Origin of the sequence: Haladaptatus sp. SPP-AMP-3 (assembly GCF_049568665.1) — an archaeon.
In the GTDB taxonomy this organism is placed as follows: Archaea; Halobacteriota; Halobacteria; order Halobacteriales; family Haladaptataceae; genus Haladaptatus; species Haladaptatus paucihalophilus.
Map to the genome: position 1 here is coordinate 286,096 of NZ_CP145901.1, position 20,903 is coordinate 306,998.

The following is a 20,903-nucleotide window of genomic DNA, read 5'->3' on the forward strand; positions in this document are numbered from 1 at the left end:
CCTCCGCGGGGCAAACCGGCCGGAAGATACAGCAAAGTCAAGCGATTCTACCAACTAATGCGAGAGTTCCACGTCCACACGCCTGACGACGAACGGGAGACCGTCGCGTCGATTCTCGACGAGTACGATGTCGATTACACGGTCGTGAGCGAGGACGAGGGGAGCGCGCTCTTTTTCTTTCCGCTTCCGACCGCGATGGTCGAACCGATTCTCGACGAGTTTCGGGAGTCGGGACTCGACGCGGAGGTCGATACCGTCTCGACGAAGGCGGAGTTGGTCGAGACGCCGAACTTCACCGAACTCCGACAGCGGTACAGCGGGTCCGTTCAGAAACTCTCGAAAGTCGAACTGCACGCGAAAATCCGGGAGATGCAGTGGCCGTATCAACTCTACTACCTCGGGACGCTCCTCTCCGTCATCGCGGCCGCCGCGGGGTTGCTGCTGGACCAACCGGCGCTCATCATCGGGTCGATGATTATCGCGCCGCAGGTGAGTTCCGCCCTCGCGGTACCGACCGGCGTTCTCTTGGGCGATTGGGATTTGTTCGTCGACAGCGTGAGAGAACAAGGACTCGGTCTCGGCGTCGCGGTACTCGTCGCGGCGCTGTTCGGATGGGTCGTCCGGTGGACGGGGGTCGTCCCGCCGGGACTGTCGATACTGCACGTCGAACTCGTCGGCGTTCGACTCGCGCCGACCGCCCTGTCCACGCTCGGCGCCATCATCGCCGGTATCGTGGGCGCGTTCGGCTACACGACGGAACAGTCCACGACCATCATCGGCGTCATGATAGCGGCTGCGATAATCCCGGCGGCGGCGGCGACGGGACTCGCAATCGCGTGGGCGACGCCGCTGCTCGCCGTCGGCGCGTTTCTCCTCTTGCTCGTCAACATCCTCGCCATCAACATCGGCGCGCTGGTCACGCTCCTCGGGATGGGGTACGCGCCGAGATGGGCGGAGGAGGATGGGTCGTTCCGCGAGTCGATTCCGTCCGGGCGACGAACGGCGGTGTACGGGACGCTCGCCATCCTCCTGCTCGCGACGGTCGGGACGGGGGTTCTGACCGGGACAAACGTCGCGTTCAGTCGGACGACGAACCGGAACGTGGAAACGACGCTCGACCGACCCGCGTACTCGAACCTCTCCCTGTCGGGGGTGCAAACGGCGTACGGCGGAATGGGGTGGCGGTCGACGCCCGCGAACGTGACGGTGGTCGTCAGTCGTAGTTCCAACACGGCGTACAGCGACCTCCCCACCCTGTTGGAGCGGCAAATCGAGCGAGACGCGAACCGGAACGTCCACGTTACCGTCGAATTCACCGAGTCGGGAACGGCGAACGCGAGGAACACCTCGAACACGTATCGTTCGTTCCCGCACCCCAGGGTTTCGAGCCCGCACGGAGCGTGAATAGTTCGGTCGCGGTGCGAAGTCCTCTCGCCGGTATCACAAAGTACCTTTCACCAGCAGGCACAGCGAAGGAGTGGCCCCTCGTCGAAGGACGAACCCAAATGCAACCGAAAGACCACCGCGAACGCGACCCGGCGGACCGACCGGACGCGCCGTTGGACGAGCGCTATCCGGGGTTGAAGGTGCTAACGGAATCGCCGGAGAACGCACAGACCGCCTCCCGGGAACACCTCGAAAACTACCTGACGCCGCGCGAGGAGCATTACATCCGAACTCACCACCGGACGCCGAAAATCGACGCCGAGGAGTGGGCGGTTTCGCTGACCGGCATGGTCGAGAATGAGGTCGAACTCTCGGTGGCGGAGATAAAACACGACTACCCGACCGAATCGGTCGTGCACATGATGGAGTGTTCGGGGAACGGACGGGCGTACTTCGACCCCGACGCGGAGGGGGACCAGTGGACGGTCGGCGCAGTCGGGAGTGCGGTGTGGACCGGGACGCCGGTTCGTGCCGTCCTCGAAGCGCACGACGCCGCCATCGACGACGGACTATGGCTGTCCGTGATGGGCGGAGAAGCGAAAGAGGACGAGGACGTGTTCTGTCGGTCGATTCCGATGGGAAAGGTGCTGGACGATTGCCTGCTTGCCTACGAGATGAACGGCGAACCGATGACGCCGGAGCACGGCTATCCGCTTCGCCTCCTCGTCCCGGGGTGGTTCGGGAACAACAGCGTCAAATGGGTCGACCGGATGCACGTCATGGAGACGATGGTGTCGGGAGACGAGTGGGAGTCGAAGGGTGGGCGCGACTACACGGAGTACCAGCAGTCCTCGTATCGAATCGTTCCGGCCCAGGACGACGAACCGGAGCGCTACGAGTCGGTGGAGACGTTCAGCACGTACGAACAGATGCGAGAGACCGACGAGATTCGAAACGCCTACTGCTTCGACCAACTCGTCAAGTCGCTCATCACGTCGCCGACGGACGACGCCGCGCCGTCGGCCGACGGGCGGGTCGAAATCACGGGCGTCGCGTGGTCCGGTGACGATGCGGTCGAGCGCGTCGAGGTGTCGGTCGACGGCGGGGGGACGTGGGACGACGCCGAGTTCGTCGGACCGGACCTCGGACGCCACGCCGTCCGAAAGTTCCGGTACGTGTGGGACGCGACGGCGGGAGAGCACGCGCTGCTCTCTCGGGCGACCGACGAAGAGGGACGCACGCAACCGGCGACCGTCTCGGACCCCGACGAAGGGCTTCGCGGGATTACGGACGGAAAATACCCGTGGAACGAGAAGGGGTACGGAAACAACGCCTACGGTCCGCTCGGCGTCTCCGTTTCGGTCGAGGAGTAGACGGCCGAATCGTTCGGATTGTCACGTCGTCCACGGGAGTCGGTCGAACAATCGGTCTATCACCACCACCCCTCCGGCGATGACGACCCACAGGACGAGAACCGCGGCTATCAGCACGACCCAGTGAGGGACCGGCGTCGGGGGAGAACCCGGGTGGAGCGGGATGAAAGGGGAGAGCGTCATCGTAATCGGTGTTCAGACGTTTTCGGAGGGAGTTTCCCGTCCCTCGCTCGACCCCGTTCGGTAGACGTAGAGACCGGCCCCGATGATGAGGAGGCTGACGACTATCCAGTGGGGATTGTAGCGACCGCCCCGCGAGAGGGGTTGGTGGAGTCCCAGAAGCACGTGGTCGACCAGAACGTCGTAGAGGTCGAACGTGCCCAGGCCGACGACGGCGGAACCGGCTATCGGGCGAACGGGTAACGGACTCGCCGCGCGTCGTTCGGCCCGCCAGAGGAGTCCGCCGCCGATTCCCATGATGACGACCATGGTGATGGAGAACAACCCGTCGGCGAGCATGTTCGTTCGCAGTCCTGCCATCGTGGTTTGCGGATACAGGCCGGAGACGAGGTGGTGCCACTGCAACACGAGGTGGAGCACCAGTACGTCTATCAGGCCGCTGAATCCGAATCCGAAGATACCGGCAGCGAGGAGTGCTCGCCGCGTCACGCCGCCGAACGCGTCTCGTTGATGACTCATGGATGTTCGATGGACAGGCGCGACGGGCTTAGACGACGGGGCTCAACTCGCAGGCGATTTAAAACGGGTTTCGACGGGGGGTCATCGTTCCTCGATTCGAACGTCTGTGACTACCCCACGCACCGCCCAATCGCCTTGGTCAGGAGTATATCGTCGTACCTTCGGGGTCGTCCAGTCGCCGTTCTTCCGGTCGGCGCGAACGTCGCGTCGAACGCGTGAATCCTCCTCGCCGTCGATTTCGACCCGCAGTCGTTCCTCCGGGTCGTAGTCGACGAGCGTCGCCTCCCCCTCGATGGTCGAGTCGCCATCGACCGTCATCCGAATTCGTTCACCCAATTCCACGTCGCCAAGCGTTTGAACGAGCGTCATTCGTGGACACCTCTCGATTGTGAATCAGCGAGACCAATGGCTCGGTTTCTAGCGGACATTTCCAACGAGCGGCAAAAAACGAGGAACGCTGGCATGCTTAGTCATCTGCGGTCGCCTGCTGGTCGAACTGTTCGCCAACCTGCGAGAGTTCGTCGAGGGCTGACTGCTCTTCGCGGAGCGTCTCCGCCAGCATGTCCGACGCCTCATCGTGGCCGAGTTTCTGGGCCAGCGACGTGACGTTACCGTAGGCGGCGATTTCGTAGTGTTCGGTCTTCTGCCCGGCGGCGATGTTGTAGCGGTCGAGTACCTCGCCGTCGTTCTCCGAGGCGAATTCCTCGTGCTCCTCGATGAGCGCGTCCACGACGCGGTCATTCCGGTCCTGCGGTTCCTCGTCGATTTGTTCGAACACCTCTTCGAGGCGCTCGACGTGCTCCTGCGTCTCGCCGCGATGCTCGGAGAACGCGTTCTTCGCGCTTTCTTCGTCGGTCTGGTCGGCCAACGTCTCCAGCGCGTCGACGAGTTGCTGTTCGGTATAGTACAGTTCTTGCAGTCCCTCTACGAGCAGCTTTTCGGTCGAGTCTGTCGTCATGGTGAATCTCCGACTAGGTCGTGTAGACCCACCACAATGAGAATCGAGGCTACATGCGCAGGGATTCTAAAACGGGGGCATAGAACAGGTCGAGTCGGGTCGAAACGCCGTGCGAAAGAAGCAGGTCGGCGTTCAGTTCCGCTCGTGTCGCCCTTCCTCGAACTCCTCGACAACTTTGTCACAGAAGGCGGGCAAGTCGTCGGGGTTGCGACTGGTAACCAGTCCCTCGTCCACGACGACTTCCTCGTCCACCCATTCCCCGCCCGCGTTTCGGATGTCCGTCCGTAAACTCGGGTAGGAGGTCAGCGTCCGGCCCTCGACGACATCGGCCTCGACCAGCGTCCACGGACCGTGGCAGATGACGCCGATTGGCTTGCCCGCGTCGAAAACGTTCCGAAGCAACTGTACTGCGTCGCTGTCCGCACGGAGTCGGTCTGCCCCGACGGCACCGCCCGGGATCAACAGGGCGTCGTAGTCGGCGGCGGAAACCTCCGAAAACGTCCGTTCGACCTCGTAGGTGCCGCCCTCGTCGAGGTCGTTGTTGACGGTCCGAACCTCGCCGGTTTCGGCACCAACGACATCCACGGTCGCGCCCGCATCGGCAACCGCCTGCTGTGGCTCGGTGAATTCGACCTCCTCGGTTCCGGCTCGTGCGATGAAAATCGCCACGTTCGTGTCGATGAGTGTGTCTGTCATCGTTCTCCGTCGAGCATAGCGCATCGATATCCCTAAAGACGACGGCGTACGGCAACCATCCCACCCGATTGGAACGGCAAATAGAGCGGGACTCGAACCGGAATATCTACGTTACCGTCCGGTTCACGGAGTCGGGAACGACGGATGCGATGGGCTCATCGGACTGAGAACTCCCACGAGCACCAGCGACCTCCCGAACGGGGTACGGACTCGTTTCCACCGCGTAAGGAGCCTATACTATTGAGGCTCCCGAGTGGACGGAAAACGAGGGGGTTGAATGGGGTATCAGCGGGGGCTTTGCACGCAGTGGTCACGACGTGACCGATTGACCATCGTCATCATCGCGGTAGCGGTGGCGTTCCTCGTGGGAACGACGGTGTTGTTGGTCGCGGCGAACACGCAAACGTCGTCGATTTCGTCGGGATTCAGCGATTCGATGGCCGTCACCCACTACGACTCGATGGACGAGGCGACCGCTGCCGCCGGGGGCGACGACATCGTGCTCCCGGTCGCGGCGGTCGAGCAAAACGGGACGAGCGGGTACGTCGTCGGCGTCCCGGAAAGCGCGCCGACCGTTCTTCAGGACATCTCCGTCTCGTGGCGGGAAGCCCGGTTTCCACACGCGCCGTCGAACGCGACGCTCGTCGGGCCGGTCGAGAACCGAACTCGACAGCGGTTGGTCGGTAGCGGACAGACGAAAACGGTCTCCGTCGCACCGGCGTCGGCGGACAAGTCCGTCTTCCCGTCGTCGTGGTACGTCGGCGACCCCTCCACGGTCCGGTCGCTCGGCGCGACCGGCGCGTACGTCGTGGATACGACGCCGAAGAGCGGCGGCGGCGGGGCGGGAGGCGGAATCGCGGGCGTCGTCACGCCCGGCCTGTACCAGTATTTCATCGCGGGGATGGGGGGCGTGGTGGACCTGTTGGGGCTGGCGACCGTCGGCGGCGGCGTCCTCGTTCTCGTCGTCGTGTACAACGTCACCCGGATGAGCGTCCGCGACCGATTGGACGCCATCGAGGTCATCCGCGCCACCGGCGGGACGCCGCGAAGTCTGCTCGCCATCTTCGGCGTTCGCGCCGGACTGCTCACCGGTGTCGGCATCGCCCTCGGCTACGCGGTCGGCATCATCGTCACGAGGGGGGTCGTCAACGCCGCGGTGGCCGCCGGGCTTCGGATTTCGCTGTCGCCGTCGGTCACACCGGCCGTGCTCCGGGTTCTCCTCCCCGGATTCGCCTGCCTGCTGTTCGCCGGTGTCGCCGCGGGCGTGCTCGCCGTCCGACCGGCGACGAAGACGCCCCCGTCCCGCCTCCAGCAGTTATACAGCCAGCGCGGAGGGGCGACGAGCGAAACGCGGTGGTCGAAGGCCGCCGGGCGGGTGCCGTCGGTCGTGGATACGACCGTGCTCCAGTGGCGGGCGGTCGTCCCGGCGGCGACGGTACTGACCATCTTCGTCCTCATCGTGCTCCTCGTCGGGTCGTTGGTCGGCGTCCTCGCTCCCCTCGCCACGACGTCGGGCGGGACGGTAACCGAACCCGGCGCGCCGTACCCGATGGCGAGCCGAATCGACGCCGGATACGCCGACTTGCTCCGCCAACAGGGTGTCACGGCCAGCCCGGAAATCATCGTCGTCCAACTCCGGGACGGACAGCCGTATCTGGCCAGAGGGGCGAACTGGAGTTCGTTCGCGGGGGTGTCGAACGCGACGCTCGTCGCCGGGCGCGCACCGCGGGACAAGTACGACGCCGTTATCGGCCGCGACCTCGCGCGGACGCTGAACGTCGGCATCGGTGACAACCTCACGCTCGGCGGCGCGTCCTCCCCAGCGTTCACGCAGGTCACGATTACCGGCGTGTACGCGGCCGAAGGAATCGGGGACGACCAACTCGTGGTGCCGCTCGCGACCGCACACGACCTCTCGACTGACCCCGGCACCGTCCACTTCATCCGCACGGCGGGGGGCGACGCTCGCCTGTCGCGGTCGCAATCGAACACGCCGGATATCGTCGTCAGCAGCGTTTCGGCACCGGAGACCGCCGTCCGCGGAACGAAACTACCGGTGCGGATATCGGTGCGAAACTCCGGTTCGACGGAAAAGACACGGCGGCTGACGGCGAAACTGGGTTCCGCCTCGACCTCGCGCACGGTCACGCTCAGTGGTGGCAAACGGCGGACCGTGACGATGAACGTATCGGCATCGTCGCTCGGAAATCGGACGCTCCGCGTCGAGGGGTACACGCAGTCGGTCGGTGTGTACAGCGAGCCGCCGCTGTCCGTGCCCACGTTGCCGTCACAGGCACCGCCAAACGAGACGATGGCAGTCCCTGTTCGGACGGTAAACGGCGGGAACGTTTCCGGTGCGACGGTTCGCGTAGGGGAGCAAACCGCGCGGACGAACGAGGACGGAATCGCGGTCGTTCGCCTGCCGGGAGAGGAGGGTAACTACGACCTGACCGTGCGCAAGGGGAACCGAACGAACACGTCGAGCTTACACGTCGCGTCGGGGGCGACGCGCGAACCGATCGGAGCCGTTCGCGTTTCGCCGGACGAGGTGAGCGCCGTCTCCCGTCCGACGACGAAACTCGTCGTGTTCAACCCGTGGAGCAAACCGATAACGCGGACGCTCTCGCTCGTCGCACCGACGGGGACGAGAGAGAAAACCGTCTCCCTCGGTCCGTACGAATCCGCTGTCACGACGTCGGAACTCGGCGCTACCGGAGATTCCGGGTCGAGTGACTCGAACGACCGCCTGACGCCGGGAGAGTATTCGGTTCGGCTGGTGTCGGGCGGACGGACGATTGCGGCGGACTCGTTCACCGTCCACGGCGACGACCGGACGTTCTCCACGCTCGCCCAGAACACGGAGTACGCCAGCGGAAGCGGACTCGGGCAAGCCGTCCGCGGCGTGTTCGGCAACTTCAACCTCCTGTTGTTGGTGATGGTCGTCCTCGCCGGGCTGACTGCGGTCGGCGGAACGACGGCGACGTTCGCCCAAGCCGTCCACGCGCGACGGCGCGCCGTCGGGGTGTACCGCGCGACCGGCGCGACGCGGGGGAGACTGGTTCGCATCCTCCTCGCCGACGCCTGCCGCCTCTCTATTCCGGCCATCGCCGCCGCGCTCGTGGCCGCACTGGTGACGGTGCGGCTCCTCGCCGTCACCGGGTTGTTCACCGTCTTCGGCATCCGGCTCTCGACCGCCATCCCGCTCCCGATACTCGCCCTCGCGGTGGGGAGCGCGCTCGTGTTGATGGGGCTGAGCGTCCTCATCGCGGCGCTTCCCTACCTCCTCGCCACGCCGACCGCGGTTCAGCGTGGAACGGCTAACGGAACGGCCGCCGACCGCGAGACGGAAACGGCCTTCGACCGTGAAACGGAATCGTCATTCGGCCGCGAATCGGAATCGCCCTTCGGCCGCAAATCGGAATCGTCATTCGACCGTCACGAGACGCGACCGGAGTGACCGTCTATGAGGACGCGACCTAATCGAACCGGAAAAGACTAGACGAAAACGATTGTAGATGGGGGAGAATGACCGAAACCGTACTGGAAGCGAACGCCGTCCGCGTCGTTCGAGGGGAACGCGACGTCATCGAGGACGCCTCGCTCTCCATACCGACGGACGCACAGCTCCTCGTGCAGGGACCGAGCGGCGCGGGTAAAACGACGCTGTTCAACGTGCTCGGGTTGCTCGACACGCCGACGGACGGGACGGTCACGATTCGAGGCGAGGACACCGCTTCGCTCTCCGAACGAAAACGCGCGAAACTGCGACGGGAGACGCTCGGCTTCATCTTTCAGGACTTCCAACTCATCGGGGATTTGACCGCGTGGGAGAACGCCGCCCTCCCGCAGGACCACACGGGCGAACGGGACGAAGAGTGGCTCGAAACGCTGTTCGAGCGGCTCGAAATCGCCGACCGCACGGACCAGTATCCGGCGACGCTCTCGGGCGGCGAGAAGCAACGCGTCGCCATCGCCCGCGCGCTGGCGAACCGCCCTGCCATCGTGCTCGCGGACGAGCCGACCGGCCAACTCGACCCCGACACGACCGAACAGGTGCTCGACCTGCTGTTTCGACTGCAGGAGACGGCGGACACGGCGCTCGTCGTCATCAGCCACGACATGCAGTTGACGCCGCGGTTCGACACCGTGGTTCGATTGGAGGACGGACGGATTCGAGCGGATCCGACGTAAAAAGGGGGCGACGTGGGTCGTTCGAGCCGCTACCGGTTTCGAAGCCACGTGACGAACAGAAACGAGAGCGACCCGGTGACGGCGGCGAGAGCGACGGTCACGATTCTGGAAACGCCGCGGGTTGGGGTCATGAACCAAAACGATACCGAGATGGTCAACACCGTTGCGACGAAGCTATGAACGGTCGTTCTCGACGCGGATTTCGTGAGCGACACGGGTGTACTCGAACAACCGTGTCGAAGAACTAAGTAGTTCGGGGAGCGGTACCGTCGTCGGTCGATCGACGAGGTGGTAGTCGGTGTCGGTCGTCGAGTCAGTCGTCGGCGTTCCCCTCGACGGGAACCTCGTCCGTCACGCCGTTCGGCGGCGTCACGGTGTCCAGGAGGTCCTCGACGACTTCCACGGACGAGCGGTCGCTCAACTCCGCCTCGGTGCTCAAGACGAGGCGGTGGCGCATCACGGGGACCGCGAGCGCCTTCACGTCGTCGGGAATCACGTAGTCGCGGCCGTGAATCGCGGCGCGCGCCTTCGCGGTGTGGAGCAACGCGAGCGTCGCACGGGGCGACCCCCCGTGCGCGAGGTCCGAGTGCGTCCGGGACGCGCTCACGAACGACTGGATGTAGGATTTGACCGATTCGGCGACGTGCACGGTTCGCACCTGCTCGCGCGCGTCGAGGATGTCACCGACGGTGATGACCCGCGAGAGGTCGGTCGGGTCGAGGTCCGGCGTCTCGTCGAACCGGTCGATGAGTCGCAACTCGTCCTCGTCCGACGGGAGGTCCACGGTGAGTTTACACTGGAATCGGTCGCGTTGCGCTTCGGGCAGTTCGTACGTTCCGTCCATCTCGATGGGATTCTGAGTGGCGATGACCATGAACGGCGACGGCAGCGACAGGGTGTCGCCTTCGATGGTGACGGTTCGCTCCTGCATGCCTTCGAGCAGCGCACTCTGTGTTTTCGGCGTGGCGCGGTTGATCTCGTCGGCGACGAGCAGGTTCGTGAATATCGGCCCGCGCTGGAGTTGGAACTCCCCGGTCCCGTCCCGGTAGACGTGGGTGCCGGTGATGTCGGCGGGCAGCAGGTCGGGCGTCATCTGCACGCGGGTGAAATCGAGACCGGTCGCGTGTGCGAACGCGTTCGCAATCGTCGTCTTCGCCACACCGGGGACGCCTTCGAGAAGGATGTGCCCACGAGTGAGAAGCGAGACGGTGATTCCTTCCACAACGTCGTCGTTGCCGATGAGAACGGCCTTCATTTCCTCGGTCAGGGCGGAGTAGACTGCCTCGGGGTCCATCGTTGCCGAGTCTTTCGAACGGGAAGGGATAAATCAATGGATTCGCTGAACGGAACCGTCACTTCGAGCGCTCGTCGCGGTGCGTGGCGACGACGCGTCGAATGCGCGCCGAGTCCCAGTCGGGGTGTTGGTCGCGCAGATACGCTATCATCGCGGCTTCGGACATCTCGGGGGGTTCGACCGGCGACCGCTCCGTTGCTCGCTCGCCCGTCAAACGAGTCGTTCGCTCGTCCAGTCGGGACCGGGCGGACGACCACAGCCGACGGACGGGGTCCGGCCGCTGTGCCCACGCGAACACGAGCGCGAGACAGCCGCCGCCGAAGAGGAGTTGCAAGAGCGGGGACTCTCGAAGCACCAAGACCGCGAGCGCGAGCGGCGGGAGGCGCGACGTGTGCGAGTAATCGAGCAGGACGGTGCGATTGTCGGCGACGACCGCGCGGACGAACTCGCGGTTGCCCGTTCGGTCGAGCATCGAATTTATCATGGCGCTGGAGTCGCCGACGACGAGGACCCGCCCGTCGCCGAAGCGTTCGACGGTGGCGACCGGCAGCGACGAAATCGTCTCGTTGTCGTCCAGTTGCCGGTTGCGGTTCGTGTCGAGGTAGGCGAACTCGGACGTACTGACGAGCACGGTCGCGTTGTTCGGCACGACCGCCGTGCCGTGGTTGAGCGTGAGCGACGACACGTTCGCAACGAGCGAGTTGTTCGAGACGTTTTCGGCGACCGGCATCGAGGGGGAGCGGTACCGTCGTCGGTCGTCGCGGATGGGACGGCCGTCGAGGCGCGCGTCCGTCCCGAGCGCCGAGAGCAGTCGGTTCGTTTCCGGACCGTAATCGCCCGCGACGAGGAGCGTTCCGCCTCGTCGAACGAACCGGCGAAGGCGCTCCCGGTCCGTGGCCGAGTAGTTCCCTCCCGGCGAGAGGATAACCGCGACGGTTTCGTTGGGCGAGACGCGCGAGTAGGCGGCGGTATCGTGGGCGACCAGCGGCTCCGCCCCGCGGTCCGTCGCGATGCCGCGGAGCTTACTCGTTCCGTCCCACGCACCGTTGTACGCGCCGAACGAGGCGCTCGACGTGGACGAGGCGACGACGAGTCCGACAACGACGACGAGGACGAGTGCCCCGAGGACGAGCGTCGGCGTCGGGTAGTCGGTCGGCCGTTTCACGCTCAGAACACCCCCGGCGGGAGAATGGCGAGAATTCGTCGGACGACGATGATACCGAAGACGATCAGCCCGAGCGCGATGAACCACTTCAGCCGTCGTCGCCACCGCGGCGTCACGTTGAACGGTGCAGTGAGTTCGACGATGACGAGCAGTCCGATGAGCGAGAGGACGAAGAACAGTTCCAGCGAGAGGGACCCCAACGCCGCCAGTGCGAGGAGGGAGACGAGCATCCACGCGAGTTGTCCGTGGATAAATCGTTGACGACGTTGAGTCGACATCTATAATTAACCACAGGGACCGGACTTACCAAAGTATCGGTCTTCGGTATCCGGTGGGTTGTTCTCGGAGCCGAAATACCTACCATCGTGTCCAAGAAATGAGAGTGTATGTGGCCCTGGGGACACCTCGCTGTCGGCTACCTCTGCTACTCGCTGTGGTGTCGATACCGGAACCGACCGCCGTCGGCCCTCGGCGCGGTGACCGTCGCCGTCGGCACGCAGTTTCCCGACCTGATAGACAAACCGCTCGCGTGGACGTTCGCGTTGCTTCCGACCGGCCGCTCGCTGACCCACTCGGTCTTCACCGCCGGACTCCTGCTCGCCGCCCTCTGGGTCGGCGCGCGACGATACGAAAAACACCTGCCGCTGGGCGCGTTCGCCATCGGCTACCTGAGCCACCTCGCCATGGATGCAGTGAAGCCGGTCATGAACGGGAATTTCGGGGATACGAGTTTCCTGCTGTGGCCCGTCCTCTCGCAACCGGCATACTCGACGCCGAAGAGCTTCCTCGCTCACTTCGCGGAGTTCGAACCGACGCCGTTCGTCCTCCTCCAGTTCGCGCTCGCGGGAGTCGCGCTGGTCGTCTGGATGTTCGACGGCGCACCGGGATTCGAGGAGGTTCGCCACCTGTGGCCGACGACGAGTCGGGAACACGTCGGCGAACGATAGCAGAGACGATAGAGAAAGTCGGCTTGGCGCGGACGACGATGCAACGTCCCCGACGATGGCGAACGGGTCGTCGTCGCTGACGCGCGCCGTCCGCTCGCGGCCATCACCACCGCGACTGCCGCGGTCATCACCAGCACCGGACCACTACTCTCTCAGTCGTCCCGAGTTCCCGACGGTGAATCGGTGGGGAAGCCGAACGACGAGTCGGCGGAGCGGTCGAACGGCGAATCGGCGACGGTTTCCGCCACGGACCCGCCGTCCGCTCTGGTTTCCGTCGCGGTCCCGCTCGCGGCGGGGGACCCGGCCGCCGTCGTCGCCCCGTCTCGGACGTCGAAGTCCGAAACCTGCTCGTGGAGCGACTCGGCGAGGTCGGAGAGGTGCTGGACGTTTCCGGACACCTCCGCCAACGAAGCGGTCTGTTCCTCGGTCGCCGCCGAGACGGTGCTCGCCTCCGCCGCGGTCTGGTGGCTCACGCTGGCCGCCTCGTCGATCATCGAAACGACCTCCTCGACGGAGGTGGCCTGCTCGCCGGTGGCGTCGCTGATCTCCCTGATGCCGCCCTCCGCTTGCTGACTGGCGTCCGCGATTTCGTCGAACATTTCGATGGCGTCCTCGATGGTCTCCGAGCCGTTTTCCACGCGGGCGCTCATCGCCTCCATCCCGTCGGCCGTCTCGGTCGTCAGCGCCTGAATATCGGCGATGCTGGATTCGATATCGTCCGTCGCACGCGTGGTCTCCTCCGCTAAGTCCTTGATCTCGTTCGCAACGACGGCGAACCCGTCGCCCGCCTCACCGGCGCGGGCGGCCTCGATGTTCGCGTTCAACGCCAACAGGTTCGTCTGCTCGGCGATGTTGGCGATCATATCCACGATATCGCCGATTTCGGCCATCTCGTTCTCCAGCGTTGCGACTTGCGTAACCGCCTCGTCCGCCCGCGCTTCGATGGCGTGAATCTCGTCGGTCGCCTCGGCGGCGTGCTCCTGTCCCGTTTCGCTTCGTTCGACGGCGGTGGCGGCCGTCGCGGCCACTTCGTCCGCGGCCGAGGCGATTTCCTCGACGGTCGCGGAGACGTCGTTCATCTCGGAGAGGACCTCATCAAAGCTCTCGCTCTGGGTTTCCGCGCCGTACGAGATTTCCTCGACGGACTCGGCGACTTCCTCGCTGGCCTGCTCTATCTCCTCCGTGCTGCACGCCACGTCTTCGCTGGACCCCGCCACCTCGTCCGCGATGCGCTGGACGGTTTCGATGCTGTCGCCGAGTTGCTCGATGCCCGCTTCGAGGGCGGCCGTCACGTCGCCGTAGTCGCCCGGGAAGTCCGTCTCGACCCGGTGGTCGAGTCGGCCATCTTTCAGCCCCTCGCTCGCGGCCGAAATCTGGTCGAAACTCGCCGACAGTTGGTCGGTGCCGTCCGCGAGGTCGTCCAAGACGGCACCGTACTGTCCCGGCCGGTCGGCGTCGATGGCTTGCTCCAGTCGGCCGTCTCTCAGCCCCTCGCTCGCGGTCGAAATCTGGTCGAAACTCGCCGACAGTTGAGTCATCCCGTCGTCGAGAGTGTCCAAAACGACGCCGTACTGGCCCGGTCGGTCCGTCTCGACGGAGCGGTCGAGTCGGCCCTCGCGGAGGTCGTCGCTCGCGCTCCGAATCTCCCGAAAACTACGGGAGAGTTGGTCGGTTCCCTCGTCGATGTTTCGCATGATTTCGCCGTAGGTACCGGGGTAGTCGGTCGTGATATCCTGTTCTAGCCGTCCGGTCTTGAGATTGCGACTAACTCCGTCGAGGTCGGCGAAGACCCCGCGCAAGTTCTCCTGCATGTCGTTGAAGGCATCGACCATCCGACCCAGTTCGTCGTCCTCGGGGTGGTCGTCGAGGTCGGTGTCGAGGTCGCCTTCGCTCGCGGCGACGGCCGCTTCCGAAAGTCGTTCGACGGGCGACGTGATACGGCGGGCGACGAAGAGACCGATGGCGATGGCCGCGAGGAACGACAGGCCAGTCAATCCGACGATTTCGAGCTGGCTGGTCCGCGTGGCGCTGTCGGCGACGGCCACCTGCTCTCCCATCTGCGTTCGAACGGACTGTTTGATGGACTGCGCCTCCGATTCCATCTCGGTTCCCAACGGGGTCATCTCCCCCGCCACCCGCGCCGAACGGTCCGTCTCACCGGCCGCTCGCGCGTCGAAGAACCGGCTTCCGAGTTCGTCGTACTCCTCGTGCTGGGAGCGAATCGCGGAAAGGCGGTCCTCTTCCTCCGCGCTCAAGTGCGCGGATTCCAAGGTTCGTATCTGCTCGTCGAACCGCTCGCTCGCATCTTCGAAGTCCGCTTTCGCCCCCGATTCCCCAAGTTGGGCGGCCTGAATCGCCCCCTTCTGTTGCTCGATGGCGATTATCACTTCGGCTGCGGCGTCCATCTCTCGTCCGTCCTCGGCGATTTTGTGGGACTCGGTATCGACCGACGCCACGGCTTCGTACCCAACGGCCCCCGTCACGGCGACCAGCCCGGCGACCAGAACGAATGCGAATATCAGCTTCGGTCTGATGTCGAAACCGTCGATCGTCAGTGTATCCAGTATAGACAGACGGGAGCGTGATCTATCGGTCATTGGAAATTCTCGTTTGTCAGCAACCACCCCCGCCACATAAAATATCGCTTCGGACACACGTCTTACATTTTATATATTCTCCGATGACGAGCGGTGGAACGAAAGCGGCAACGCGGGACATACGCGGCGACGCCCGCGGCGAGAGCGACCGCTCCGTCGGCCGCCACGACCGCGAGCGAGTTCGTGGGCGACGTGACGACGGGCGACGGCGCGATACCGAATCGAATTCGACCGTTCCGACGAGCGTTCGACCGCGTTCCGTCGGACAAACCATGCGCTCCGTGGGCGCTATTCCCCGTCCGAGTTCCCCTCCGTGGCGGCCTCGTACACCGTCTTCCGGTCGTCAAAGTAGACCGGCGCGTCGGCGTCGGCCTCGAACCGAACGACGCGCTCCATCGCCTCCCGGCCGTCGTCAACGTCCGACCGGAGGTCCTCGGCGAGGGAGACGTATCCGTCGGCCAGTTCCCGAAAGGCGACCATCCGCGCTCGCTTGGTCTCGACGACCGCCCGCGTTTCGTCGAGGTCCGTCTCCAGTTCCGCGACCGCCGCGGCGTCGATGTCGTCCCCCTCCGGGCCGCCTTCGTCGAGACGCGTCCGTATCTCCGCTATTTCCGCGTCGATGTCGTCCAACAGTTCGTCGGCTTCGGACGCCATCGTTTCGACGCGACCCGAGAGGAGGCCCGCCTGCGTCTCGCAGTACTCGACGAACTCCTCGGGCGACAGCGAACTCCCGTCTTCGTCGTCCATGGTGGACGGTTGGGGTGTCCGATAGAAATCGTTTGGGTCGGTGGACGCGCGGTCAGGGTTTCGGCCGTTCGACGCGTTTCTGTCCCCGTTCTCTGACTCGGTCGATACGCGAGCGAGCGGTTACCCGCGTCTCTCCGACCATCGCGCCGACGAACGCGCCGATGGCGCCGCCGGTGCTCGCCGCGTTTCGACTGATGAACCCGCCGATTGCGCCGCCGATGGCGGCACCGATGGCTGCGTGACGGGCGCGACTCAATGCACGTGTGAGGCGAATGGAACGCATACACGCCTACTAGTCACCGAGACGCATAAATCCACTCGCGGATTCGGGGTGTCGTCGCGGAACTCCGCGAACCGCCATCTCGAATTCACGAGGGACGAAGCGGGTCAGAACGCGTCCATCGCGGCGAACACGTTACTGATGGGGTGATAGCCGGGTTCGACGGCGGTGCCGCGGTTGGGGTCGTCGCGCTCGTTCGTTCGGGACAGGCGCTCGAACCAGTTGCCGTGTTTCGGGTTGACGAAGTTCGTCTCCGCGTACTCCCAGAGTCGGTCGTACCACGAGCGATACGCCTCGTCGTCCCGACCGAGGAGCGCCGCCGCGCCGATGCCTTCAGTTATCGCCCAGCCGTACTTGTCCGCGACGACGGGGGATCCGTCCGCATCGACGGTGTAGTAGAAGCCGCCGTGGTCGTCGTCCCAGCCCATCTCGGTCGCGTGATCGAACAGTTCGCGGGCGGACGTTCGGAGCCACGCCTCGTCGCGGACGTCGGCGAGTTGCGAGAGGAGCTTCGACCACTCCAGATGGTGGCCGGGTTGGTAGCCCCACGGTCGGAACTGGTGGTCCGGTTGGTCCTCGTTGTAGCCCATGTCGTGCGCCCAGTCCGAATCGTAGTGTTCCCAGAGACGACCGTCTGTTTCGGCCGCGAGGTCCCGAACGAGACGCTCGGCGATGGAGTAAGCGCGGTCGAGGTAGCGCGCATCCCCGGTCACCTTGTGGGCGACGAGCATGGCCTCGCAGGTGTGCATGTTCGCGTTCAGCCCGCGATACGGGGCGAGGTCGTCCCACGCACCGTCGGCACGGTCGGCGTACAGTCCGTGGTCAGGTTCCCAGAAGTGCCGGTCGATGGTTTCGACGGCGCGTCGGAGTTCCTCTTCCGCGCCCGGAATTCCGGCTTCGAGCGCGCGCGCACTGGCGAGGACGACGAAGGCGTGACCGTAACAGTAGCGTGTGTCGTCCGCGGTTTCCCGGCCGCGGAGTATCCAATCGTAGCCGCCGTTCTCGGCGGCCCACTGGTGGTTCGAGAGGAAGGACAGACCGTGTTCGGCGGCCGTTCGGCACCAGACGGGGCCGTCGAGGAGCGCGCCCACGCTGAAGTTGTGGACCGCACGCGCGGTCGCCACGAGGTGTTTCGTCCGGCCGTCGTAGACGAAGCCGTCTCGTTCGTCGAGTTGTGCGACGTACCCGCCGTACCGGGTATCGATGCAGTCGGGGTAGTAGAAGTTCAGAACGCGGAGAATCTCGCGGCGAAGCTGTCGTGGGTCGTGATAGTTCAGGGTCATGGTCGTGGATTTCGTTGGATGTACTGAAAGGGATGATCCTCGTTCGGATGGCGATACATCGTTCGGTGGGGAACCTATTATGGCGAACCGAAGTGAGCGGCGAGGTGTTCGGCCCATCGCTCGTTCGCGTCGCGCGTCCGGCCCGCGATGTGCGGGGTGTGAACGACGTTGTGACGCCCGAGGAGCGGGTCGTCGAGGGGGAGCGGTTCCTCGTCCCACACGTCCGCGGCGAGGACGATTTCGTCCGCGAGCACGCGCTCCCGAACGGCGTCCATATCGCAGATACCCGCCCGCGTGACGAGGACGAGTATCGCCCCTTCCGGGAGCGCGCGGATGTGGTCTGCGGTCACGACGCCTTCCGTCGAGGGAGTGAGCGGAATCGTCGGGGCGAAGATGTCGGCGTCGCTCACGAGTTCCTCCATGCTGTACACCTGCCGCGTACCCGTGCTGTGAAAACACGGTTCGTCGGCGAACGGGTCGTAGGCCGCCACGTCGGCACCGAGGTGGTTCGCCGTGGCGGCGTAGCGGCTTCCAATGTTGCCGATTCCCGCGACCCGGACGCGCTTTCGGGCGATGGTTCCGCTCACGAAGTTCGGGTCGTCCGCGAACTGGTGGCCGCGTGCGCCGGGCACCTCGTTGTCCAGTTGGTCGAGGTCCCACGGGTCGTGCGTCTCGGTCATCGCGGCGTGTTTCTGCGGAATCCGCCGGAGCGCGTCGATGGTCAGTCCGATGCCGAACTCGGACACCGACTCGCTCCAGAACCCTTCGTTCGTGTGGTCGTGGACCGTCACGCCGCGGTCCCGGAAGTAGTCGGCTATCTCCTCGTCCGCGTCGTACATGGAGTCAGTCATCACGAAGGCCTCCGTCACGTTCGTGAATTCTCGGAGGTCGGCGACGGAAGCGCGGACGCCGAGCGAGACGAGTTTCTCGACGGATTCGGGCGTGGAGACGGCCTCCCCCAATCTCGTTTCCCTCGTTTCGGAGAGCCGAACGAACTCGACGGGCGTGCCGTCGTCGGTCCAGAGTCGGTGCAGGTGGTCCGCCGCGAGCGGCCATACGTCCTCGAACAGCGGGTCTACGACGATTGTGCGTGTCATGGTGTTCAGTTAAAACGTCATTTTTCTATTCGAACAGGTACCGCATCGTGTCGAGCACGTCGGGGGGCATGCGGTGCGGTTCGGCGTTGTACGTCGGAATCTCGGCGGAAATCCACCCGTCGTAACCGACATCCGAAAGCGCGGCGACGACGCTCTCCCAGTCGATGTCCCCCTGCAGCGGGTACGTCGGTCGGTGGGGGTCCGTCAACCAATCCTTGACGTGGACCTTCGAAATCCGGTCGGCGAGACCGCGAATCCAGCGGTCGGGAAGCCCCCATCGGAAGCCGTTGCCCACGTCGAAGTAGGCCGAAACCCGTCCGGCGTCCTCGACGGCTTCGAGGAATTCGATGAACTCGCGCGGCGAGTACAGGAAATCGTTCTGGACGTTCTCGACCGCGACGCCGACGTCGGCGTCCGCCGCGTAGCCCGCGATTTCGCGGACCGATTCGACCGCGCGGTCGTAGTCGGCGTCGTAGTCCGCGCCAGGGGAGATAACCGCGGGGACGATGAGTATCTCCTCGGCGTCGAGCGTCACCGCCGCGTCCACCATCTCCTGCGCGATATCGATGCCTCGTTTTCGGGTCTCCTCGTCGGCGCTCGACAGCGGATACTCCCAGTGGAGCGTGGTCGAAACGGCCGGAACGTCGAGTCCGTGTTCGACGGCGGCCCGCCGAGCTCGCTCGCGGCCGCCCGGCGTCGTCAGCAGTCCGTCGGCTCGATAGTTCGGTTCGACGCCGTCGTATCCGGCGTCGGCGAGGACTTCGCACGTCGTTTCGATGTCCGCCGCCGGAAATCCGGCCTGATTGAGTCCGTACCTGTGGTTCATGGTTCGGCGTCGTCCGTCGCTCCCGTTCCGTTCTCGTCTGCCGACCCGACGACGACGGCGCGCAAGTCGTTGACGTTGGTTCCCGTCTCGCCGGTTTCGACGAGCGCGTCGTGAGCGGCGAGGAACGGGTACACGTCGTGGTTTCGCAACGCTCCGCGTGCGTCGTCGCGGGCCTCGGGCGGAATCGTCTCGTGGTCCGCGATTGCACCCGCGGCGTCCGTGCTCCCGTCCAAGCCATCGGTGTCGATGCTGGCGACGACGATACCGGAACGGTCGAGTTCGCGCGTCGCGGCGAGGGCGAACTCCTGATTCGGCCCTCCGGTTCCGTCGCCATCGACGGTGACGGTCGTTTCGCCGCCCGAGAGGAGGACCGCGGGTGGGTCGAGCGGGTGCCCCGTCGCGGCACACTCGACGCCGATTGCGGCGTGGGTGCGGCCGACCTCGGCCGCCTCGCCGCCGACGCGGGACGAGAGGACAAGCGGAGTGTAGCCCAGTTCCCGCGCTCGGTCGGCCGCCGCGTCGAGCGCCGTCCAGTTGTCCGCGAGGACGCGGTTAGTCACGTGCGCGAACGCGTCGGTGGCATCGTTTTCGGGCGAAGTCGCTTCCCGCTCGCGCAGCGCCGTTTCGATGTCCGCGGGAACGCTATCGAGATTTTCTTCGAGGACCCGCTTCGCGTCCGCGAACGTCGCCCGACTCGGATACGTCGGCCCGCTGGCGACCACCGACGGGTCGTCGCCGATGACGTCGCTGACGACCAGACCGACGACGCGGGCGGGAGCGGCGGCGCGGGCGAGACCGCCGTCTTTCCCGCTCGACAGCGCGCGGCGGACGGTGTTGATGTCGTGGATGTCGGCACCGGAGCGGAGCAGGCCGTCCGTGACCGTCCGAAACGAGTCGAGCGAGATGCCCTCCGCGGGCGAAGAGAGGAGCGCGCTGCCGCCACCCGAAATCGGCGCGAGCACCAGCGTCTCCGCGTCGGCGTCGCGGGCGGCGGCGAGGATATCGCCGGTCGCGTCCCGGTTGCGCTCGCTCGGAAGCGGATGGTCACCGAGACGAACGTCGATTCGGGTCGTCTCGGCGGGCGTGTCCGTCACGACGATGCCGTCGGTCAGGCGCTCGCCGAGGACGACTTCGAGGCTGGTCGCCATCTCCCCGGCGGCGTTCCCCCCGCCGAGGACGACGACGCGCGAGAAGTCGTCGAGGTCGAACGTCTCGTCGGCGACGGTGAGCGTCGTCCCGTCTCGGGAGAGCGTTCGACGGACGACGTGCCGCGGCCGTGCGGCGTCGATACCCGCGTGCAGGCAGTCGAGCGCGACGGTTCGCGGCGACGGTCGGTCGGTTCGGTCGTGGGTCATCGGTGGTCC

20 protein-coding genes are annotated in these 20,903 nt (G+C 65.3%); 5 read left to right on the forward strand and 15 right to left on the reverse strand.

Going from position 1 to position 20,903, the window contains the following annotated elements:
* Positions 1-57: 57 nt before the first annotated feature.
* Together V5735_RS21550 and V5735_RS21555 are read left to right on the forward strand one after the other, a co-directional pair.
* Positions 58-1,404 (forward strand): TIGR00341 family protein, encoded by a 1,347-nt coding sequence (locus V5735_RS21550; protein WP_423747201.1) that lies wholly within the window; start codon positions 58-60, stop codon positions 1,402-1,404.
* Positions 1,405-1,505: 101 nt separating this feature from the next.
* On the forward strand, positions 1,506-2,759 hold the full coding sequence (locus tag V5735_RS21555; RefSeq protein WP_423747202.1) for a sulfite oxidase: 1,254 nt from the start codon (positions 1,506-1,508) through the stop codon (positions 2,757-2,759).
* A gap of 21 nt (positions 2,760-2,780) precedes the next feature.
* Here V5735_RS21555 and V5735_RS21560 read toward each other — a convergent pair whose 3' ends face one another.
* From V5735_RS21560 to V5735_RS21580, 5 genes are all read right to left on the reverse strand, one after another.
* Positions 2,781-2,942 (reverse strand): hypothetical protein, encoded by a 162-nt coding sequence (locus tag V5735_RS21560; RefSeq protein WP_007981049.1) that lies wholly within the window; start codon positions 2,940-2,942, stop codon positions 2,781-2,783.
* A gap of 12 nt (positions 2,943-2,954) precedes the next feature.
* Positions 2,955-3,458: a DUF2243 domain-containing protein gene (locus V5735_RS21565; protein ID WP_423747203.1), complete on the reverse strand. Its 504-nt coding sequence runs from the start codon at positions 3,456-3,458 to the stop codon at positions 2,955-2,957.
* An 81-nt stretch (positions 3,459-3,539) separates the two neighbouring features.
* Positions 3,540-3,827, reverse strand: coding sequence for a hypothetical protein (locus V5735_RS21570; protein ID WP_423747204.1), 288 nt, complete (start codon positions 3,825-3,827; stop codon positions 3,540-3,542).
* A 97-nt stretch (positions 3,828-3,924) separates the two neighbouring features.
* Positions 3,925-4,416 carry a ferritin-like domain-containing protein gene (locus V5735_RS21575; RefSeq protein WP_423747205.1) on the reverse strand — a complete coding sequence of 164 codons (492 nt, stop codon included), beginning with the start codon at positions 4,414-4,416 and terminating at the stop codon, positions 3,925-3,927.
* A gap of 132 nt (positions 4,417-4,548) precedes the next feature.
* Positions 4,549-5,112: a type 1 glutamine amidotransferase domain-containing protein gene (locus V5735_RS21580; RefSeq protein ID WP_423747206.1), complete on the reverse strand. Its 564-nt coding sequence runs from the start codon at positions 5,110-5,112 to the stop codon at positions 4,549-4,551.
* Between the two features lie 277 nt (positions 5,113-5,389).
* Here V5735_RS21580 and V5735_RS21585 point away from each other — a divergent pair, with 277 nt between their 5' ends.
* Together V5735_RS21585 and V5735_RS21590 are read left to right on the forward strand one after the other, a co-directional pair.
* The gene (locus V5735_RS21585) at positions 5,390-8,569 is read left to right on the forward strand and encodes an FtsX-like permease family protein (RefSeq protein WP_423747207.1); all 3,180 of its coding nucleotides are present in this window, start codon (positions 5,390-5,392) and stop codon (positions 8,567-8,569) included.
* 68 nt (positions 8,570-8,637) lie between these two features.
* Positions 8,638-9,303 (forward strand): ABC transporter ATP-binding protein, encoded by a 666-nt coding sequence (locus tag V5735_RS21590; RefSeq protein ID WP_423747208.1) that lies wholly within the window; start codon positions 8,638-8,640, stop codon positions 9,301-9,303.
* A 313-nt stretch (positions 9,304-9,616) separates the two neighbouring features.
* Here V5735_RS21590 and V5735_RS21595 read toward each other — a convergent pair whose 3' ends face one another.
* From V5735_RS21595 to V5735_RS21605, 3 genes are read right to left on the reverse strand one after another with little or no spacing between them, the layout of a single operon-like run.
* Positions 9,617-10,597: an AAA family ATPase gene (locus tag V5735_RS21595; protein ID WP_423747209.1), complete on the reverse strand. Its 981-nt coding sequence runs from the start codon at positions 10,595-10,597 to the stop codon at positions 9,617-9,619.
* Between the two features lie 58 nt (positions 10,598-10,655).
* Positions 10,656-11,762, reverse strand: a complete 1,107-nt coding sequence (locus V5735_RS21600; protein WP_423747210.1) for a DUF4350 domain-containing protein — start codon at positions 11,760-11,762, stop codon at positions 10,656-10,658.
* A 2-nt stretch (positions 11,763-11,764) separates the two neighbouring features.
* On the reverse strand, positions 11,765-12,040 hold the full coding sequence (locus V5735_RS21605; protein WP_423747211.1) for a hypothetical protein: 276 nt from the start codon (positions 12,038-12,040) through the stop codon (positions 11,765-11,767).
* A 108-nt stretch (positions 12,041-12,148) separates the two neighbouring features.
* Between V5735_RS21605 and V5735_RS21610 the strand changes: the two genes are divergently transcribed.
* The gene (locus tag V5735_RS21610) at positions 12,149-12,709 is read left to right on the forward strand and encodes a metal-dependent hydrolase (protein ID WP_423747212.1); all 561 of its coding nucleotides are present in this window, start codon (positions 12,149-12,151) and stop codon (positions 12,707-12,709) included.
* Positions 12,710-12,861: 152 nt separating this feature from the next.
* On the opposite strand, the gene V5735_RS21615 is transcribed toward V5735_RS21610, so the two are convergent.
* The 7 genes from V5735_RS21615 to V5735_RS21645 form a co-directional block, all read right to left on the reverse strand.
* Positions 12,862-15,306, reverse strand: a complete 2,445-nt coding sequence (locus tag V5735_RS21615) for a HAMP domain-containing methyl-accepting chemotaxis protein (RefSeq protein ID WP_423747213.1) — start codon at positions 15,304-15,306, stop codon at positions 12,862-12,864.
* Between the two features lie 288 nt (positions 15,307-15,594).
* Complete coding sequence (locus tag V5735_RS21620) at positions 15,595-16,053, reverse strand: hypothetical protein (RefSeq protein ID WP_423747214.1); 459 nt, start codon at positions 16,051-16,053, stop codon at positions 15,595-15,597.
* A gap of 52 nt (positions 16,054-16,105) precedes the next feature.
* A complete protein-coding gene (locus V5735_RS21625; RefSeq protein ID WP_018129030.1) occupies positions 16,106-16,336 on the reverse strand; it encodes a hypothetical protein in 231 nt (76 codons plus the stop codon).
* A 104-nt stretch (positions 16,337-16,440) separates the two neighbouring features.
* Positions 16,441-17,616, reverse strand: a complete 1,176-nt coding sequence (locus V5735_RS21630) for an AGE family epimerase/isomerase (RefSeq protein WP_423747215.1) — start codon at positions 17,614-17,616, stop codon at positions 16,441-16,443.
* A 77-nt stretch (positions 17,617-17,693) separates the two neighbouring features.
* Positions 17,694-18,713, reverse strand: a complete 1,020-nt coding sequence (locus V5735_RS21635) for an NAD(P)-dependent oxidoreductase (protein ID WP_423747216.1) — start codon at positions 18,711-18,713, stop codon at positions 17,694-17,696.
* Between the two features lie 25 nt (positions 18,714-18,738).
* Positions 18,739-19,539 (reverse strand): sugar phosphate isomerase/epimerase family protein, encoded by an 801-nt coding sequence (locus V5735_RS21640; protein WP_423747217.1) that lies wholly within the window; start codon positions 19,537-19,539, stop codon positions 18,739-18,741.
* The gene (locus tag V5735_RS21645; RefSeq protein WP_423747218.1) at positions 19,536-20,894 is read right to left on the reverse strand and encodes a glycerate kinase type-2 family protein; all 1,359 of its coding nucleotides are present in this window, start codon (positions 20,892-20,894) and stop codon (positions 19,536-19,538) included. The genes V5735_RS21640 and V5735_RS21645 overlap by 4 nt, the downstream gene beginning before the upstream one ends.
* Between the last annotated feature and the right edge of the window lie 9 nt (positions 20,895-20,903).

Coding starts and splice junctions, on each gene's coding strand:
- V5735_RS21550 (WP_423747201.1), top strand. CDS start 58: ATGCGAGAGTTCCACGTCCACACGCCTGACGACGAACGGGAGACCGTC.
- V5735_RS21555 (WP_423747202.1), top strand. CDS start 1,506: ATGCAACCGAAAGACCACCGCGAACGCGACCCGGCGGACCGACCGGAC.
- V5735_RS21560 (WP_007981049.1), bottom strand. CDS start 2,942: ATGACGCTCTCCCCTTTCATCCCGCTCCACCCGGGTTCTCCCCCGACG.
- V5735_RS21565 (WP_423747203.1), bottom strand. CDS start 3,458: ATGAGTCATCAACGAGACGCGTTCGGCGGCGTGACGCGGCGAGCACTC.
- V5735_RS21570 (WP_423747204.1), bottom strand. CDS start 3,827: ATGACGCTCGTTCAAACGCTTGGCGACGTGGAATTGGGTGAACGAATT.
- V5735_RS21575 (WP_423747205.1), bottom strand. CDS start 4,416: ATGACGACAGACTCGACCGAAAAGCTGCTCGTAGAGGGACTGCAAGAA.
- V5735_RS21580 (WP_423747206.1), bottom strand. CDS start 5,112: ATGACAGACACACTCATCGACACGAACGTGGCGATTTTCATCGCACGA.
- V5735_RS21585 (WP_423747207.1), top strand. CDS start 5,390: ATGGGGTATCAGCGGGGGCTTTGCACGCAGTGGTCACGACGTGACCGA.
- V5735_RS21590 (WP_423747208.1), top strand. CDS start 8,638: ATGACCGAAACCGTACTGGAAGCGAACGCCGTCCGCGTCGTTCGAGGG.
- V5735_RS21595 (WP_423747209.1), bottom strand. CDS start 10,597: ATGGACCCCGAGGCAGTCTACTCCGCCCTGACCGAGGAAATGAAGGCC.
- V5735_RS21605 (WP_423747211.1), bottom strand. CDS start 12,040: ATGTCGACTCAACGTCGTCAACGATTTATCCACGGACAACTCGCGTGG.
- V5735_RS21610 (WP_423747212.1), top strand. CDS start 12,149: ATGTGGCCCTGGGGACACCTCGCTGTCGGCTACCTCTGCTACTCGCTG.
- V5735_RS21615 (WP_423747213.1), bottom strand. CDS start 15,306: ATGACCGATAGATCACGCTCCCGTCTGTCTATACTGGATACACTGACG.
- V5735_RS21620 (WP_423747214.1), bottom strand. CDS start 16,053: ATGGACGACGAAGACGGGAGTTCGCTGTCGCCCGAGGAGTTCGTCGAG.
- V5735_RS21625 (WP_018129030.1), bottom strand. CDS start 16,336: ATGCGTTCCATTCGCCTCACACGTGCATTGAGTCGCGCCCGTCACGCA.
- V5735_RS21630 (WP_423747215.1), bottom strand. CDS start 17,616: ATGACCCTGAACTATCACGACCCACGACAGCTTCGCCGCGAGATTCTC.
- V5735_RS21635 (WP_423747216.1), bottom strand. CDS start 18,713: ATGACACGCACAATCGTCGTAGACCCGCTGTTCGAGGACGTATGGCCG.
- V5735_RS21640 (WP_423747217.1), bottom strand. CDS start 19,539: ATGAACCACAGGTACGGACTCAATCAGGCCGGATTTCCGGCGGCGGAC.
- V5735_RS21645 (WP_423747218.1), bottom strand. CDS start 20,894: ATGACCCACGACCGAACCGACCGACCGTCGCCGCGAACCGTCGCGCTC.